This is a genomic window from Amycolatopsis sp. NPDC031561, assembly GCF_055580625.1.
This window is the reverse complement of record NZ_JBVILA010000015.1, coordinates 178,061-194,089: the sequence shown is the minus strand read 5'-3', so window position 1 is coordinate 194,089 and position 16,029 is coordinate 178,061. Positions and strand designations below refer to the sequence as shown.

At 69.8% G+C, this 16,029-nt stretch carries 15 protein-coding genes; 6 read left to right on the top strand and 9 right to left on the bottom strand.

Features of this window, described 5'->3' with window-relative positions; translation table 11 throughout:
* The 3 genes from ACZ5IK_RS27165 to ACZ5IK_RS27155 are packed head-to-tail and all read left to right on the top strand — an operon-like array spanning position 1 to position 3,240.
* Positions 1-1,233, top strand: a complete 1,233-nt coding sequence (locus tag ACZ5IK_RS27165) for an SLC13 family permease (RefSeq protein ID WP_101608273.1) — start codon at positions 1-3, stop codon at positions 1,231-1,233.
* 25 nt (positions 1,234-1,258) lie between these two features.
* Positions 1,259-2,032, top strand: a complete 774-nt coding sequence (locus ACZ5IK_RS27160; protein ID WP_465490253.1) for an IclR family transcriptional regulator — start codon at positions 1,259-1,261, stop codon at positions 2,030-2,032.
* A 32-nt stretch (positions 2,033-2,064) separates the two neighbouring features.
* Complete coding sequence (locus ACZ5IK_RS27155; RefSeq protein WP_465490252.1) at positions 2,065-3,240, top strand: 4-hydroxybenzoate 3-monooxygenase; 1,176 nt, start codon at positions 2,065-2,067, stop codon at positions 3,238-3,240.
* A gap of 254 nt (positions 3,241-3,494) precedes the next feature.
* Here the strand turns inward: ACZ5IK_RS27155 and ACZ5IK_RS27150 are convergent, their stop codons facing one another.
* The 3 genes from ACZ5IK_RS27150 to ACZ5IK_RS27140 all read right to left on the bottom strand — a co-directional run bounded on the left by ACZ5IK_RS27150 (position 3,495) and on the right by ACZ5IK_RS27140 (position 7,339).
* Positions 3,495-4,691, bottom strand: a complete 1,197-nt coding sequence (locus ACZ5IK_RS27150; protein ID WP_465490281.1) for an HNH endonuclease signature motif containing protein — start codon at positions 4,689-4,691, stop codon at positions 3,495-3,497.
* 73 nt (positions 4,692-4,764) lie between these two features.
* Positions 4,765-6,501: a bifunctional sugar phosphate isomerase/epimerase/4-hydroxyphenylpyruvate dioxygenase family protein gene (locus tag ACZ5IK_RS27145; RefSeq protein ID WP_465490251.1), complete on the bottom strand. Its 1,737-nt coding sequence runs from the start codon at positions 6,499-6,501 to the stop codon at positions 4,765-4,767.
* The gene (locus tag ACZ5IK_RS27140; protein ID WP_465490250.1) at positions 6,491-7,339 is read right to left on the bottom strand and encodes a shikimate dehydrogenase; all 849 of its coding nucleotides are present in this window, start codon (positions 7,337-7,339) and stop codon (positions 6,491-6,493) included. Before ACZ5IK_RS27140 ends, ACZ5IK_RS27145 begins: the two co-directional genes overlap by 11 nt.
* Positions 7,340-7,450: 111 nt before the next feature.
* On the opposite strand from ACZ5IK_RS27140, the gene ACZ5IK_RS27135 reads away from it, so the two are divergent.
* Positions 7,451-8,092, top strand: a complete 642-nt coding sequence (locus ACZ5IK_RS27135) for a TetR/AcrR family transcriptional regulator (RefSeq protein ID WP_101608279.1) — start codon at positions 7,451-7,453, stop codon at positions 8,090-8,092.
* 112 nt (positions 8,093-8,204) lie between these two features.
* On the top strand, positions 8,205-9,563 hold the full coding sequence (locus ACZ5IK_RS27130; protein ID WP_465490280.1) for an MFS transporter: 1,359 nt from the start codon (positions 8,205-8,207) through the stop codon (positions 9,561-9,563).
* On the opposite strand, the gene ACZ5IK_RS27125 is transcribed toward ACZ5IK_RS27130, so the two are convergent.
* A complete protein-coding gene (locus ACZ5IK_RS27125; protein ID WP_465490249.1) occupies positions 9,461-10,036 on the bottom strand; it encodes a TetR/AcrR family transcriptional regulator in 576 nt (191 codons plus the stop codon). The two genes, ACZ5IK_RS27130 and ACZ5IK_RS27125, sit on opposite strands and share 103 nt — an antisense overlap.
* Before the next feature lie 82 nt (positions 10,037-10,118).
* Between ACZ5IK_RS27125 and ACZ5IK_RS27120 the strand changes: the two genes are divergently transcribed.
* Positions 10,119-11,030, top strand: a complete 912-nt coding sequence (locus ACZ5IK_RS27120) for an SDR family NAD(P)-dependent oxidoreductase (protein ID WP_465490248.1) — start codon at positions 10,119-10,121, stop codon at positions 11,028-11,030.
* Here the strand turns inward: ACZ5IK_RS27120 and ACZ5IK_RS27115 are convergent.
* From ACZ5IK_RS27115 to ACZ5IK_RS27095, 5 genes are all read right to left on the bottom strand, one after another.
* Entirely contained in the window at positions 11,020-12,417 is a 1,398-nt protein-coding gene (locus ACZ5IK_RS27115; RefSeq protein WP_465490247.1) for a PepSY-associated TM helix domain-containing protein, read from the bottom strand. The two genes, ACZ5IK_RS27120 and ACZ5IK_RS27115, sit on opposite strands and share 11 nt — an antisense overlap.
* A 113-nt stretch (positions 12,418-12,530) precedes the next feature.
* On the bottom strand, positions 12,531-13,070 hold the full coding sequence (locus tag ACZ5IK_RS27110; RefSeq protein WP_465490279.1) for a hypothetical protein: 540 nt from the start codon (positions 13,068-13,070) through the stop codon (positions 12,531-12,533).
* A gap of 97 nt (positions 13,071-13,167) precedes the next feature.
* A complete protein-coding gene (locus ACZ5IK_RS27105) occupies positions 13,168-13,959 on the bottom strand; it encodes an ABC transporter ATP-binding protein (protein ID WP_465490246.1) in 792 nt (263 codons plus the stop codon).
* A complete protein-coding gene (locus ACZ5IK_RS27100; protein WP_465490245.1) occupies positions 13,956-15,038 on the bottom strand; it encodes a FecCD family ABC transporter permease in 1,083 nt (360 codons plus the stop codon). Before ACZ5IK_RS27100 ends, ACZ5IK_RS27105 begins: the two co-directional genes overlap by 4 nt.
* The gene (locus tag ACZ5IK_RS27095) at positions 15,031-16,023 is read right to left on the bottom strand and encodes an ABC transporter substrate-binding protein (RefSeq protein ID WP_465490244.1); all 993 of its coding nucleotides are present in this window, start codon (positions 16,021-16,023) and stop codon (positions 15,031-15,033) included. The genes ACZ5IK_RS27100 and ACZ5IK_RS27095 overlap by 8 nt, the downstream gene beginning before the upstream one ends.
* Positions 16,024-16,029 lie beyond the last annotated feature (6 nt).

Sequence of the window (16,029 nt, the reverse complement as noted above, 5' to 3'; positions counted from 1 at the left end):
ATGGTGTCCATCGCGCTCCTGCTGGTCGTCCTGGCCTTCGCGGTGATCCGGCCACGCGGTCTGCCGGAGGCCGTCGCCGCCGTCCCCGCCGCCGTGATCGTGCTGGCGGTCGGGGCGATCTCGGTTCCCGACGCCCTCGACGAGGTGGCCAGACTCGCCCCGGTCGTCGGTTTCCTCGCCGCGGTCCTCGTGCTGGCCCGCTTGTGCGACGACGAAGGGCTGTTCCAAGCGGCCGGGACGCTCATGGCCCGGTTCAGCCGGGGGAAGCCGCGGCGGCTGCTGCCCGCGGTGTTCGTCGTGGCCGCGGCCGTCACCGTCGTGCTCAGTCTCGACGCCACCGTCGTCCTGCTGACCCCGGTAGTGTTCGCCACCGCCGCGCGGATGGGCGCGCGGGCCAAGCCGCACGCCTACGCCTGCACGCATCTGGCGAACTCGGCCTCGTTGCTGCTGCCGGTGTCGAATCTGACCAATCTGCTCGCCGTCGCCGCGACCGGTATCTCGTTCCTCCGGTTCACCGCGCTGATGACGTTGCCCTGGCTCGCGGCGGTGCTCACCGAGTACCTGGTGTTCCGCCGGTTCTTCGCCGCCGACCTCGCGGCGAAGCCTCGCGGAGGAAAAGAGGTCCCGGCCGGGAAGGTCCCCACGTTCGTCCTGGTCGTCCTCGGCCTCACGCTGGCCGGGTTCGTGGTCACGTCGCTGCTGGATCTCAGCCCCGCTTGGGCCGCGTTCGCCGGTGCCGCCGTCCTGGCCTGCCGCGCCCTCGCGCAACGGCGGACCTCCCCCGCCGCGATCGTGCGCTCGGCGAGCATCCCCTTCCTCGCGTTCGTGCTCGCACTGGCGATCGTGGTCCGCGCCGTCGTCGACAATGGACTGGACGAGGCGCTCAGCCACCTCGTGCCGACCTCCAGCACCTTCCTCGGGCTGCTCGGCGCCGCGGCGGTGGCGGCCGTGCTCGCCAACCTGATCAACAACCTGCCCGCGGTGCTCGTGCTGCTGCCGCTCGCCGCCGTGGGCGGGACGCCGGTGGTGCTGGCCGTGCTGATCGGGGTCAACCTCGGGCCGAACCTCACCTACGTCGGCTCGCTGGCCACGCTGTTGTGGCGGCGGATCCTGCACCGGCACGACACCCGGGCCGACCTGGGCGAGTTCACCCGGCTCGGGCTGCTCACCGTCCCGGCGTCCATCGTGCTCGCCGTCGCCGGACTGTGGGTCGGACTGGCCCTCCTGCCGTGATTCCACTCAGTGAGAGAATGACCGGATGTCCGGGAACCTCTCCACGCCGGGAGCCAGTGTCACCTCGCGGGCGTTCGCGCTGCTCGGCGCCTTCGATGTCGACCATCGCGAGCTGTCCCTGACCGAACTCGCGAACCGCGCCGGTCTGCCGCTGCCCACCGCGCACCGGCTCGCCCGCGAACTCGTGGGCCTGGATGCGCTGGAGCGGCGCGAGGATCGCTACGCCATCGGCAGGCGGCTGTGGGACCTCGGCCTGCTCGCCCCGGTCCAGTTCGAACTGCGGCAGGTCGCGGCCCCCTTCCTCCAGGATCTCTACGGCGCGACCGGTGCCACCGTGCATCTCGGCGAGCGGGACGGCGGCCAGGTGCTCTACCTCGACCGGCTGTCCGGGAACGCGTCGGTGCCGGTGGTCAGCCGGATCGGCGGACGGCTGCCGCTGCACGCCACCGGGGTCGGGAAGGTCCTGCTGGCCTGGGCCCCGGAGGACGTCCAGCGGCAGGTGCTCGCCTCGCTGACCCGCATCACGCCGTACACCATCACGCAGCCCGGGCGGCTGCGCGAGCAGTTGCGGCGCATCCGCCGCGAGGGCTACGCGCAGACCGTCGAGGAGATGAGCCAGGGCGCCTGCTCGGTCGCCGTCCCGATCCGGCCGTCCACCGGCGGCGACGTCGTCGCGGCACTCGGCCTGGTCATCCCGGATCTGAGCCGGGGCCGGGCGCGGCTGGTCTCCGCACTCCAGGTGGCGGCCGCGGGCATCGGGCGAAGCCTGCGAGTTTCACTGAGTGGAAGCGAAAGCTAGGAGTTCGTCGGCCACGCGACCAGACTCCGGTCATGCGAACCCCAGTCGCCATCGTCGGCGCCGGCCCCGCCGGCCTGCTCCTGTCGCATCTGCTCGATCTGGCGGGAGTCGAGTCGGTGATCGTCGAGACCCGCTCGCGCGAGTACGTCGAGGCGCGGATCCGGGCGGGCATCCTCGAACAGTCCACAGTGGACCTCCTCCATGAGGCCGGGCTCGCCGACCGGCTCGACCGCGAGGGCGACGAACACCGCGGCATCTACCTGCAGTGGCCGGAGGAACGGCACCATCTCGACTTCGTGGACCTGGTCGGGCGGAGTGTCACCGTGTACGGCCAGACCGAGGTGACCAAGGACCTCGGCAAGGCACGCGCGGCCGCCGGGCAGCAGATTTACTACGAGGTCATCGACACCGCCGTGCACGACCTCGAAACCGACAAGCCCTACGTCACCTTCACCGGCCCGGACGGCACACAAGAGAGGCTGGACGCCGACGTCGTCGTCGGCTGCGACGGCTCCTTCGGGCCCTGTCGCACCGCGATTCCCGACGCCGCGAAGCAGACTTGGGAGCGCACCTACCCGTACTCGTGGCTCGGCGTCCTCGCGGAGGTCGCCCCGTCGACCGACGAGCTGATCTACGCCTGGCATCCCGACGGTTTCGCCATGCATTCGATGCGCTCGGCCACCGTCAGCAGGCTGTATCTGCAGGTGCCCAACGGCACCGACATCGCCACCTGGTCCGACGAACGGATCTGGGAGGCGCTCGCGACCCGGCTCGGCCACGGCCAGGACGGCTGGACCCTCACGCCCGGGCCGATCACCGACAAGAGTGTGCTGCCCATGCGCAGTTTCGTGCAGCAACCCCTCCGCCACGGCCGCCTGTTCCTCGCCGGGGACGCCGCGCACATCGTGCCGCCCACCGGGGCCAAGGGCCTCAACCTCGCCGTCGCCGACGTCGCCCTCCTCGCCCCAGCGCTGGCGGCTTTGGTGCGGGACAAGGACTCCGCTCTCGCCGACGCCTACTCCGACACCGCATTGCGCCGGGTTTGGCGGTGTACGCACTTCTCCTGGTGGATGACGACGATGCTGCACCGATCGGACGACCCGTTCGATCGGCAGTTGCAGCTGTCGCAACTGCGCTGGCTGGCGCGGAGCGAAGCGGGCCGGGCGGGGCTGGCGGAGAACTACGCGGGACTGCCCATCGGGTTCTGAACCTGGCGGGCCTGGGTGCGCGGCTGTGCCCGGCCGCGCAGCGTGCTGCCTGATGTTGCCGTTCCGCGGCAACGACCAGACGAACCGAAGCCGACCCAAATTGGCTGCGGGCATGAATCACCCGTGCGGCAGAGGAACTCTAGCGCGTTCGAAACGCGGAAACCCGCCTTCAACGTCGCCGTTCCGCGGCAACAGCTCAACAGCCAGCAGCAAAGCAACAATCAACCCTCGATTCGCCGCTCAGCGGCAACGGCTCAGAACGAGGGCGGTTCCGTCCGTGGTTCGTGCAGCGGCGGGGGTGTGCTGGTGTGGGTGTGTCCGGTCGGGGTGGTGACGGTGAGGCCGCCATCGGGGTCGAGGCGGTAGATCCAGCCGGGTTCGTCCTTCAGCCGATGGTCACGGGTGCAGTAGCTGACCAGGTCGGCGACGTTCGTCTCGCCCTGGGACTGCCAGGGGATCGAGTGGTCGAGTTCGCAGGAGTGAGCGGCCCGGTCGCAGCCGGGTCTTCGGCATTCGCGATCCCGCACGCGGACGAATTCGGCCGTCGCCGCGTCGGGGCGATACCGCGTTCTGCCCAGGTCTTGGACCTGGCCGCTGAGCGGGTCGGTGATGATGCGCCGCAGCACGGTGTTCGATCCATTGGCGATGTGACGGCCCAGCTCCGCCGGGAGGTAGCCGTGCCCGGCCATCTGCACCGGATCGTCGTTCAGGCCCAGGTACGTGGCGAGGTCCATGTACAGGAACACCTCGGTGCGCTCGGAGACCCCGCCTTGACCACCCAGGAGCAAGTCCAGGGCGATGTCGGCCCGGAGCTGGTCCATGGTCCTTGTGTCACCCTGATTCCGCAGCGCGCGGGCCTTTCGGTGGATTCGCTTGTGGGCGGCGGTGACCTTCTCGACCGGGCCGTCCACCACCTCGATCGACGCGACTCCGGCCTCGCCCTGCGCCACGGACAGCCTGCGGCCCTTCCGGCGTTCGGTCGCTTGCCTGTCGGCACCGGACCGATTGGCCGTCATCGCCGCGTAGCTCGCCGCCTTGCGGATCTGCTCGCTGTTCTTTTCCGGCAGCCTCGACTCCAGCGTCGCGTCCGCCAGCAGTGAGTCCTCATCGGACAGCCACGCGGTCGCCTCAGCCACCTTCTGCGCGGCGAATCCGCCTACCTTTCCCTGGTCCATCAGCGACAACGTCCGCGGCAACCGTGACGTCAGCGCGACTCCCGTCGCCACCAGGGAGCCGGCGAAACCGTCCACGAGGAACAGGTTCATCGCCACTTCCTGCACCACACTCCGCACCCCGCCACGCAGCTCGCTCAACCGCGACAAAGCCCGGAACCGGACGGCCTCAAGACGCGCGAGAGCGACACTGACCTCCTTCGCGACCCGCACGGAATCCTTGTCATCCAAGGAACCCACTAAAGCATTGATCTCCTCCAACCGGTCCGGATCGGTCATTTCCTCGAGTACGGCCGAAAGTTCGGCACTGGAAGTAGCCACGAAAGGAACCTACAACCGGCCACCGACAAAACTAGCGTGCCAGACTCAGCCGTCGCTCCCGATGCGCGGTCATGTAGACGGGCGTGTTCACGACGCCGTATCCGCGATACCCGCCGATCCTTTGCACCACCTCGAAAAACACCCGCGACCCGACCAGCTCGGTACAGAAATGCAAGAACTCGCCCGACGAGTCACGGTCGTACAGCACCGAGTTCTCCCGCAATTCGGCGGCGAAAGGCAGGTCGAACCGGGCATCGAGATCGTCGTAGTAGTTCCCGGGAATCTCCAGCAAAGGCGCACCGGACTCTCTCATGGCGCGCGCGGCGGCGAGAGCGTCTTCGCAAGCGAAAGCGATGTGTTGCGGCGAAGGCACTCCCGGCGCCCACTCCCCTCTCCGCACCAGGGCACTGTCCAACGTCAGACGGACGTCCTGATCGCCGACCGCCCGGCTGCGCACGAGCCCGAACGGCGCCGCGAACTCCGAGACCACGTCAGGCTTCAGTCCCAGTACCGAACGGTAGAACAGCGTCGCCTCGTCGAAGTGATCGAAGGGTTGTGTCAGGGCGACGTGGTCGATGCCGGTGATTCCCATGCCCACCGAAGCCGTCTCGACAGGAACGAAGTCACGAAGCCATTCATCGTTGTCGCAAAAGACGATTTCGGTTCCGTCCGGCGCGGCGACGGCGGGCCGGGGCGACACGGGCGCGAGCAACGTCTCCGCGCGCCGCGCGGATCCGGCAGGGTCCGCACTCACCAGACCAAGAGCGTCTATGGCGCCGCCCGCGGCGGTCTCGTTCACCAGCACCCGCGCCGATCCCTGCTGCCACAGCTGAACCGGTTTCGTGCGGTGCGTTCCGGCGTGCGCGAAACCGAGGGCCGCGAGCACCGTTCCCGGAACGGAAAGTTCCGCGAACGCGTGCCCGTCCAAGCGAGGTGCCGCGGGAACCTTAAGCGTGCCAACGGATTCCCGCAAAGCGATCAGGGAACGCATGGCATCGACGGCCGCCGGGCGCGGATCCGCCTGCCGGAAGACGTCGTTGAAGACCTCCAGCGAAAGCGGCCCCTGATAGCCGGCTGCCAGTACGTGACCGGTGAACGCGGCCAGGTCGAACGCGCCCTGCCCCGGGAAGAGCCGGTGATGCCTGCTCCAGTGCAGCACGTCCATGTCCAGCAAAGGCGCGTCGGCGAGCTGGAGGAAGAAGATCTTCTCCCCCGGGATCGTCCGGATCGCGCGGGGATCGCTGCGTCGCGAAAGGATGTGGAAACTGTCGAGGCAGACCCCCAGGGCCGCGTGATCGGCACGCCGGACGATGCGCCACGCGTGCTCGTAGGTGTTCACGAACCGGCCCCACGCCAGCGCTTCGTAGGCGACCCGGATTCCGCGCTCCCCCGCCGCTTCGGCCAGCTCGTGCAACTGCGAGGCGGCGAGGTCGTCGTCATCGACGGCGTCGGGCGAGACCGACGAACAGACCAGGACGGTGTCCGCCCCGAGTTCGGCCATGAGGTCGAACTTGCGGCGCGCCCGGCGGAGATTCGACCGGAGCACGTCCGGCGGCACCGCCTCGAAATCACGGAAAGGCTGGTAGAGATCGATCCTGAGTCCGAGATCGGCGCAGAGCCGCCGGATCACCGACGGCGACCGCCGTGACGCGATCAGGTCGTTTTCGAAGATCTCGACACCGCCGAACCCTGCCGCGGCGGCCGCGGCGAGTTTGTCTTCGAGGGTGCCGGACAGGCAGACGGTCGCGATGGCGGTGTCACCGGACATGGGCGGTTTTCCCTTCCAGCGCTTCGAAATGCCGGAGCATCCGGTCCGCGTCCGGCTCCGCGCCGGTGAACAGGCGGAACGAGTCCGCCGCCTGGAAGACCACCATCCCGCCGCCGTGCAACGTCCGGCATCCGCGCTCCCGCGCCTGTTTCAGCAAGGTGGTCTCCAGCGGCCGGTACACGATGTCGGCGACCCACATCCCCGGGCGAAGCGACTCGGCGGGAACCGGCGATCCCGGATACGCGGCCATCCCGGTCGGGGTGGCGTGGACGAGACCGTCGGCGGCCCGGACGTCGTCCAGGGAGCCGGAAAGTGCCCTGTCGTCGCCGAAACGCTTCCGCAGTCCGGCCACCAGGGTCCCGGCGCGCGGGGAGTCGACGTCGTGGACGATCAGCCGCCCGGTCCCCAGCGAGAGCAGGGCGTGGGCCACGGCCGCGCCCGCGCCACCCGCGCCGAGGAGGACGACCGTGTCCATGTCGGCGTCGGGCAGGCCTCGGGTGAGGTTGCGGGCGAAGCCGGTCGCGTCGGTGTTGTGCCCGGTCGCCAGCCCTTCGCGGAACACCACCGTGTTCACCGCGCCGAGCGCCGCGGCGTCGGGCGCGATCTCGTCGAGGTACGGCAGCACCCGCTGCTTCACCGGATGCGTGATGTTGAGCCCGTCGAAACCCGTGGTCCGGGCGGCGGCCAGCACCTCGCCGATCGGCATCCTCAGCACGTCGAGGTCGAGCCGCCGGTAGAGATAGCGCAGCCCGAGTTCATCGGCTTCCCGTTCGTGCAGCGCGGGGCTCAGTGACGGCCCGATGCCGGTGCCGACCAGGCCGATGAGATGACTGGTCACCAAGATCCTCCCTTAATGTACGAACTAGTGAGTTCACTGTAGCTCGAACGGGCCGACGCGAGAAGGGCTGCGCTAGAGTGAGGCCTCCACCAGCGGTTCGAAGGGAGTCAGGTGGCCGCACCGTCGTCCGAGGTCGAGCGCCAGCGCGACAAGGAACGCACCCGCGCCGAAATCCTCGCGGTGGCCACCAGGGAGTTCGCCGACAAGGGTTACGCCGGCGCGAGGGTCGACGAGATCGCCGCGCGCACGAGCACCACGAAGCGGATGATCTACTACTACTTCGGCGGCAAGGAACAGCTTTACGTCGCCGCGCTCGAGCGGGCGTACGCCACCATCCGCGCCCTCGAACAGGACCTGGACGTCGATCACCTCGAACCCGAGGACGCGATCCGCCAGCTGGCCGAGCTCACCTTCGATCACCACGAGGCGAATCCGGACTTCATCCGCCTCGTCAGCATCGAGAACATCCACCACGGCGAGCACATCGCACGCTCGGAAGCCTTGTCCGGCATGGCGAATCCCGCACTCGACGTCCTCGCCCGCATCCTCGGCCGCGGCCGTGAAGCCGGCCGGTTCCGCGACGACGTCGACGCGCTCGACGTGCACATGGTGATCAGCTCGTTCTGCGTGTTCCGCCTCGCGAACCGGCACACCTTCTCCGCGATCTTCGGCCGCGACATGCTCGACCCCGCGCGCCGCGATCACTATCGCCTGATGCTGGGCGACCTGGTGATCGAGTACCTGACGGCCTGAAGCCCCGGCTCTTGACAACCGGGGCACCGTCTCGCACGCTGTATTAACTAACTAGATCGTACATAAACCCAGGAGCGCCGACGTGGTCCCTCCCTCCCCTGTCACGCAAGGCATGCCCCGCAAGGCCGCACTCGCCGCCTGGATCGGCAGTGCGCTGGAGTATTACGACTTCTTCATCTACGGAACCGCCGCCGCACTGGTGTTCAACAAGGTCTTCTTCCCGACCTCCTCCCCTGCCACCGGAACACTGCTCGCGCTGGCGACCTTCGGCGTCGGGTATCTCGCCCGCCCGGTCGGCGCGTTCGTGCTCGGGCACGTCGGCGACCGGCTCGGCCGCAAGAAGGTCCTGGTGTTCACGCTGCTGCTGATGGGCGCCACGACGTTCCTCGTCGGCTGTCTGCCGACGTACGCCTCGATCGGTGTCCTCGCTCCGGTCCTGCTGGTGGTTCTCCGCTTACTGCAAGGGCTTTCGGCCGCGGGCGAGCAGGCGGGTGCCAACTCGATGTCGATGGAGCACGCGCCGCCCCACCGCCGCGGCTACTACACGAGTTTCACCCTCAGCGGCACGCAGGCGGGCCAGATCCTCGCCACCGCCGTCTTCCTGCCGATCGCCGCGCTCCCCCAGGAGCAGTTGCTCACCTGGGGCTGGCGGATCCCGTTCTGGTGCAGCGCGGTCGTGGTGGTGGTCGGGTTCGTGATCCGCCGCAAGATCGACGAGACCCCGGTGTTCGAACAGAACAGGTCCGACGTCGCCAAGCTGCCGGTCGCCGTGCTCTTCCGGACACACTGGAGGGACGTGCTCCGCGTCGTCGCCGCGGCCACGATCGCCTCCGTCAGCACCATCTTCACCGTCTACGCGCTGAGCTACGCGGTCAACACGATCGGACTGGAACGCGGGCCGATCCTGTGGGTCGGCGTACTGGCCAACGTCGCCGCGTTGCTCGCGATCCCTTTCCTGGCGGGACTTTCCGACCGCATCGGGCGCAAACCGGTGTTCATCGCCGGCTGTCTCGCCTGCGCGGTGCTGATCTTCCCGTACCTGTGGTCGATTTCGGACGGTGCGTACCCGCTGATCTTCACCGTCGGCATCCTGCTGTTCGGGGTGGCCTACAGCGCCGTCAACGGGGTGTGGCCGTCGTTCTACGGCGAGATGTTCAGCGCCAAGGTCCGCCTCTCGGGAATGGCGATCGGCACCCAGATCGGGTTCGCCATCGCCGGGTTCGCCCCGAGTGTGGTGGCCGCGATCGGCTCGGGGAAGGGCGACTGGCTCGGCGTCGCCGTCTTCACCGCCGCGGTCTGCCTGCTCAGCGCGGCCGCCGCGGTCACCGCGCGCGAGACGCACGACGTCCCGACCGAGGAGCTGGGAAGTCAGAAACCCGGCCAGCCCCGCCGCAGAAAGACGAAGGCGGCGTCCAGCGCGGCGGCCGGAGCGGGCTCCGTGCCCGCCAGGTCCGGGATCTCCAAGACATAGCGGGCCAGCAGCCGCACGGAGAAGTCGTCCTGGCCCGCCTCCTCGGCGATGACCTTCGCGAGCGCGTCCTCGCAGCCAGTCCACAGTGTCCTGGCGTAGGCGCGCAAGGCCGGCGTGGCGATCACCAGATCCGCGACCCGGCGCGACAGCGGGTCGGGAGCCGGGTCGAACGGGCCGCGAGTCGCGAGAAAGTCCCGCAACGCCTGCAGGATCGAGACCCCCTCGGCGCGGTCTCGCACCGCCGCGGCCAGCGCCGCCTCCCGTTCCTGCCCATGACCGAGGATCAGTGCCTCCTTGCCACCCGGGAAGTGCGCGAACAGCGTGGACACCGCGGTGTCGGCGGCGTCGGCGATCTCCGCGACGGTGACATTGTCGAAGCCTCGTTCCAGGAAGAGTTCTCGCGCCGCGCCTGTGAGGGCCTGACGGGTCGCCGCCTTCTTGCGTTCGCGCCTGCCCGGCTCGGTCTGTCCCATGCGACCCACAATACATCGAACCCACTCCGAACTCGGAGCGTGTGTATATTCGGAATGACTTCGACTTTGAACAGGGGCCATCATGACGCACTGGGACGTCCACCACCTGCCTCGCGCCGACGGCAAGACCTTCCTGGTCACCGGCGGCAACGCGGGTATCGGCTACTTCGCCGCCGAACAGCTCGCCGGAACCGGTGCCACCGTGCTCCTGGGCACCCGGAACGCCGCCAAGGCCGACGCCGCGATGGCGTCGATCCGTTCTCAGGTGCCGGACGCGAAGCTCGGGCACCTGCGGCTCGACCTTTCGGATCTCTCGTCCATCAAGTCCTCTGTGGATACTCTGACCACCGGCCGGCTCGACGCCGTCGTCTGCAACGCGGGCGTTCTCCTGGAGGAGCAGCCGAGGCGCGAGACCGCCGAGGGCCACGAACTGACGTTCGCCACCAACCACCTCGGGCATTTCGTCCTGGTGCACCATCTGATGCCGTTGCTCGAAGCGGCGGAGGCGGGCCGTGTCGTCACCACGGGCAGTTTCGTGGGCAAGTCCGCGGAACTCGACCTGGACGACCTCCAGTGCAAGCGGGACTACCAGCCCAAACGCACCTACGCGCGCTCGAAGCTGGCGCAGATGCTGTTCGCCTTCGAGCTCGACCGGCGGCTGCGCGCGGCCGGGAGCACGGTGCTGAGCCTCGTCGACCATCCCGGCGGCGCGCTCGACTCCCTGACCCCGTCGAGGCCGGTGCACCCAGCGCCGGGCGGGCGGAAGTTCCCGGCCGGGCTTCTGTTGCAGGGCAAGGAAGCCGGGGCGTGGCCCGCCGTCAGGGCCGCACTCGACCCGGCCGTGCGCGGCGGGGAGATGTTCGGGCCCCGCGTCTTCGGGCTGCGCGGCGAACCCCGGCTGGAACCGGTTCGCGGGAAGCTGGCCGACACCGCGCTCGCCGCCCGGTTGTGGGCGGCGAGCGTCGGTCTCACCGGCGTCGAGGTCACACGGTGACGTCGGTGGTGTCCGGTTTGGACCGGCGGCCGGACCGCAGGCCCAGCAGCAGGTCGATCACCAGGAACGCCAGCAGGCTGATGCCGAACAGCGGCACGAACCAGCCGATCGCGGCGGCGAGGGCGACGAGTGCCACCACCAGGGCGGGCGGCGCCTTCCGCCATTGCCCGCGCGGGATGGGCCGCCCGAAAGTCAGCCCGGTCGCCCGGGTCGGCCTGCGCTGCCACCACATCCGGTAGCCGAGGACGACGAGCGTGACCAGACCGCCGCCGAGCAGGAGCAGCGCGATCTGGTTGGGCCAGCCGAAGAGCACGCCCATGTGCGCGTCGATCCCCCAGCGGGCGAGCTTCGCCATCAGCGGGTAGTCGTCGAACCGCACCTCGCCCAGGATCTGGCCGGTGGTGCCGTCGACCGCGACGGCGTCGACTTGGGTCGGCCAGCCGCGTTCGACTTCCGCCACCTGCCAAGGAGAGCCGGGTTTCGTGGGCAGCCCGATCTCGACCGAGGCCGCGTCGATCCCGGCGGCGCGAGCGGAGGCCAGCATCGCGTCCACGCTCTCGGGCCGCGCCGGGGCGGGCGCGGAGGGCGCTTCCCCGTGCCCCGAGTGGCCAGCGTGCTCATCGGTGCCCGTCACCTTCAACGCGGGCGTGGACCAGCCGAGGGATTCACGCAGCGAGGAGACGTTCTCGCCCGCGTACGTCGACCACGTCAATCCCGTCGCGGACAGGAACAACGCGCCGAGCAGCACCCACAGGCCGACGGATCCGTGACGGCGCACGGATTTCCCGCGCGGCGACTCCGCTTTCGCGGCCTTTTCGGCGCGGCGGGTCCGACGGCGGCTCACCCACAGCACGAGGCCGCCCAACGCGACCACCCACAGCCAGGACGCGGCGAGTTCGCTGTAGAGCCGTCCCGGTTCGCCGAGCAGCAGGTTGCGGTGCAGCTGGTCGAGCGTGGTCCGGAGCGGCAAGGCGCCGCTCGAGCCGTACGCGACGAGGTCGCCGCGCACCTGCGCGGTGGCGGGATCGACGAAGACCGCGCGCCGCTCGGACTCGCCGAGTCCTTCCTCGGCGAACAGCACGCGGGTCGTGTCGCCCGGTTCGGGGGCGGGGCGGACCGCGACCAGATCACCGCCGGGGTTGGCCGCTTGTGCCGCTTTGACCTGATCGGCGAGCGAGACCTGGTTCAGCCCGACGGGTGCCCGTAGCTGGTCCGAGTAGACCCAGGACTCCATCTGAGGGGTGGCCGCGTACAGCACACCGGTGAGTGCGGCGATGAGGACGAACGGGCCGACGAGAACGCCGGCGTAGAAGTGGAGCCGGAGGAACAGTCCGCGCCAGGCTGACGCGCGCGGTGGGCTCGTGGTCGGTTCGGTTTGTGTTGCCATGGGGGAACTCCTGAGGCGTCGGTGGGGAGGCGTGCGCCTGCGCCGCGCGCCGGAGTCGTCACGGCACGCGTGCTGAGCCCTGCCGGACGGGGGCCTCGGCAGGGTTTCGGGGATCAGGCGAACGACACCGGCGGGCCGCGCCGCGAAAGCACGTCTCGCAGGAGCGCCTCGGTCGCGGGGTACTTCACCGCGAGCGGGACGTGGATCCGCAACGGCGCTGTCGCGGGCCGCGGCGTCAGGCGGCGCGGGAGGACCGACGCGATCAGCGTCGTCAAGGCGAACAGCATGCGCTCGGCGCCGGCCAGCACCGTGACCACCACGAGGGTCGCGGCGGCGTGCCCGGCCGTCATGAGCAGGCCGTTGTCCGGGGTTTCGGCGTGATGGGAGTGCGATTCCCAGGTCAGGAAGGCGAGAGAGACGTGCATCGCCGCCTGCCCGCCCGCCACCAGGCACAGGATGGCGAGCGGACCGCGCTGCCGTCCCGCGAACGCGTACGCCACCCAGCTCAGCAGGGCGACGAGCAGCACGATCACGCCCAGGTCGGGGACGCGGCCGCTGGTGCCGAAGTGGGCACCGGTCGCCAAGATGCCGGTCAGCACCCCCACGGCCCCGCCCCGGAGGCGCCGGACCGGGCCTCGGGCCGGGGTCAGCATGCGCACGGGAGGCAGAGTAGAGCGCGACCGGGCCCTCTGTCGCGCATCGATGACGCCCCGGGCATATCCGGTACTACGGACTGGGATCTCCCCCGGATCACCGCGTTACCTGTTCGTTATCCTTTCTGCTCGCTCCCCGGTAGCGGACGGAGAGACGGCCGTCCTGGTCAGGGCCGATTTCGGCGTCCACTTCGAACACTTCACGCAGCGAAGACGCGGTGAGGACGTCCTCGGCCGGGCCGTCCGCGACGATCGTTCCGTCCCTCATCAAGACCAGACGATCGCAGTATCGCGCGGCCAGTGTGAGGTCGTGCAGGACGATCACGACGGTCTGCCCGGTCCCGGCGACGAGGTCCATCAGCTCCAGCTGATGCCGGACGTCGAGATGGTTGGTCGGCTCGTCGAGCAGCAGCGCCCAGGGGCGTTGCGCGAGCGCCCGCGCCAGGTGGGCGCGCTGGCGCTCCCCGCCGGAGAGCTGTTTCCACGGCCGGTCGGCCAGCGCTCCGAGGTCGAGCCGCTCCAATGCCGCCGTGACGATCGCCCGGTCCGTCGCGTCCGGCGCCCGCCACCGGGAGCGGAAGGCCGTCCGGCCGAGCATCACGACCTCGGCGACGCACAGGTCGTTGTCGGTCTCGGCGCTCTGCTCGACGAACGCCGTGTGCCGCGCCCTCGTCCGCGGCTGCCAGGTGGAGATGTCGGCACCGTCGTAGCGGACCACACCCGTCGTCGGGGCCCGCAGTCCCGCGAGGCAGCGCAGCAGTGACGACTTGCCGCAGCCGTTCGGCCCGATCACACCGACGGTCTCCCCCGCCTCGACGACGAGATCCACGTCGCGCACGATCGCCTTGCCGGGCACTCCCCAGCCGACCCCGCGGGCTTCGATCCTCACAGTTCTCCCCGTCTCCGCAGCACGAGCAGGAACAACGGAACGCCGACCAGCGCGGTGAACACCCCGACCGGCACTTCCAGCGGCGTGAACAGGACCCGCGCCACCGCGTCCGTCCACACCAGGAACACCGCCCCGGCCATCGCCGAAAGCGGCAGCAGCGACCGGTGCGACGGCCCCACCAGGAACCGGACCCCGTGCGGGACGATCAGCCCGACGAACCCGATGGCGCCCACCGCCGCCACGGCGACCGCGGTCAGCAGGGACGTCGTGACCAGCAGCACGGTCCGGGTCGTGCGGACGTCGATGCCCAGCGACGCGGCCGTGTCCGAGCCGAACGCGAAGCCGTCGAGCGCCGCCGAGCACGACCAGATCACCAGCAGGCCGATCGCGGCGGCGACCGCGCAGACGACGACCGACTGCCACCGCGCGGGCGCCAGCGAACCGAGGAGCCAGTGGGCCAGCGCCCGCGTGCTGTCCGCGTCGCCGGAGGACATGATCACCAGCGACGTCAGCGCGGCGAACAGTTCGGCGATCACGACCCCGGTCAGCACGATCCGCATCGAGTCGACGCCCCTGCGGCGCAACAGGAGCATGAGCAGCCCGAACGAGAGCAGCGCCCCGGCGAACGCGCCGCCGGTGACGCCCAGCCGGGAACCGGCGAACCCGAGCACGACCACGACGACCGCTCCGGTGGACGCGCCCGAGGAGACGCCCAGCAGGTACGGATCCGCGAGCGCGTTGCGGGTGACGCTCTGCAGGGCCGCGCCGCACACCGCCAGCACCGCTCCGACCAACGCCGCCAGCAGCACCCTCGGCACCCGGAGATCCCAGATCAGCGAATCGGCCAGCCGTGGCAGTGGCGACACGGGAAGGCCGAGCCGCACGCCGGCGGCCCGGCCGAGTTCCGCCCAGCCGATGCCGCTCCCCAGCCCGGCGCGCGTCGCGACGACCAGCGACACGATCAGCAAGACCAACCAGGCCGCGAAAAGCAGTCCGTGACGCCGGGCCTTCACCGGTGGGGCGGGGCGATCCTCGACGACCGGATCGACGGCGGGGTCGAGCAGCGCCGGGTCAGCCATGACCGAGGGCGTCGAGCCCGGAACCGAAGGCGCCCAAGGCGTTGACCGTCCGCACGGACGCGTCGAGTTCGATACCCGGCAGTTTGATGATCTTTCCGTCGCGCACCGCGGGCAGGTTCGAGAGGACCGGATGCGCACGCATCATGGCGAGCTTTTCGTCGGCGGTGTCGCCGGGGTTGCCCCGTTCGGACAGATCGCCGATCACGACGACATCGGGGGCGCGGTCGGCGATCGCCTCCCACGAGACCTCCGGCCATTCCTGGTCGATGTCGTCGAAAACGTTGGTGACGCCGGAAATCCGGCTCATCTCGCTCGGCATCCCGGTGCGCCCGGCGACGTACGGAACTTCCTTGAACACCGAGTAGACCCACACGACTTTGAGGCCCTGCGGTCGTTTCGCGGCCTTCCCCCGGGCTTCGGCGAGCAGTGCGCGCTGAGCGGTGGCCAGCTCACCGGCGCGATCGGCGACGCCCAGGGCCCTGCCGAGGTTCTCGTAGTCGCGGAACAACCGCTCGAACGCGCCGGTGGTGCCGTCGGGGCAGTTGACCGCGCTGACGTAGGTGGGAACGCCGAGGGCCTCCAGTTCGTCACGGGTGCCCGCGCGGTCGGCGGTGAAGAGCTCCTTGAAGGAAGCCGTCACGAAGTCGGGATTCGCCGCGCGCAACGGTTCGGCGGTGAGGACCTTCGGCGAGAGTACCGGGATCTTCGCGTACTCCGCGGCGTGCTCCGGCGAAACCTTGGTCTTCAAGTTGGCCGTCCCGGCCATCTTGGCGCCCGCGCCCAGGGCCAGAAGGGTCTCTGTCGAGGACTGGTCCAAGGCGACGACGCGGTTCGGCGCGGCGGCGAACGTCGAGCGTTTGCCGCAGCTTTCGATCGCGCCCGGTGCGGCGGCGCCGGGCGCGCCCTGATCAGATGTGCCGGTGGCGCAGCCCGCGACCAGCGCCATGACGACGGACGCGGTCGCCAGCCGTACGGGAAATGCCATGGTTCC

What these genes read in the sequence shown, in the direction of transcription:
- ACZ5IK_RS27160 (WP_465490253.1), top strand. Translation starts at nt 1,259, where the DNA reads ATGTCCGGGAACCTCTCCACGCCGGGAGCCAGTGTCACCTCGCGGGCG.
- ACZ5IK_RS27165 (WP_101608273.1), top strand. Translation starts at nt 1, where the DNA reads ATGGTGTCCATCGCGCTCCTGCTGGTCGTCCTGGCCTTCGCGGTGATC.
- ACZ5IK_RS27110 (WP_465490279.1), bottom strand. Translation starts at nt 13,070, where the DNA reads ATGCTGACCCCGGCCCGAGGCCCGGTCCGGCGCCTCCGGGGCGGGGCC.
- ACZ5IK_RS27130 (WP_465490280.1), top strand. Translation starts at nt 8,205, where the DNA reads ATGCCCCGCAAGGCCGCACTCGCCGCCTGGATCGGCAGTGCGCTGGAG.
- ACZ5IK_RS27150 (WP_465490281.1), bottom strand. Translation starts at nt 4,691, where the DNA reads ATGACCGATCCGGACCGGTTGGAGGAGATCAATGCTTTAGTGGGTTCC.
- ACZ5IK_RS27095 (WP_465490244.1), bottom strand. Translation starts at nt 16,023, where the DNA reads ATGGCATTTCCCGTACGGCTGGCGACCGCGTCCGTCGTCATGGCGCTG.
- ACZ5IK_RS27145 (WP_465490251.1), bottom strand. Translation starts at nt 6,501, where the DNA reads ATGTCCGGTGACACCGCCATCGCGACCGTCTGCCTGTCCGGCACCCTC.
- ACZ5IK_RS27115 (WP_465490247.1), bottom strand. Translation starts at nt 12,417, where the DNA reads ATGGCAACACAAACCGAACCGACCACGAGCCCACCGCGCGCGTCAGCC.
- ACZ5IK_RS27155 (WP_465490252.1), top strand. Translation starts at nt 2,065, where the DNA reads ATGCGAACCCCAGTCGCCATCGTCGGCGCCGGCCCCGCCGGCCTGCTC.
- ACZ5IK_RS27100 (WP_465490245.1), bottom strand. Translation starts at nt 15,038, where the DNA reads ATGGCTGACCCGGCGCTGCTCGACCCCGCCGTCGATCCGGTCGTCGAG.
- ACZ5IK_RS27125 (WP_465490249.1), bottom strand. Translation starts at nt 10,036, where the DNA reads ATGGGACAGACCGAGCCGGGCAGGCGCGAACGCAAGAAGGCGGCGACC.
- ACZ5IK_RS27120 (WP_465490248.1), top strand. Translation starts at nt 10,119, where the DNA reads ATGACGCACTGGGACGTCCACCACCTGCCTCGCGCCGACGGCAAGACC.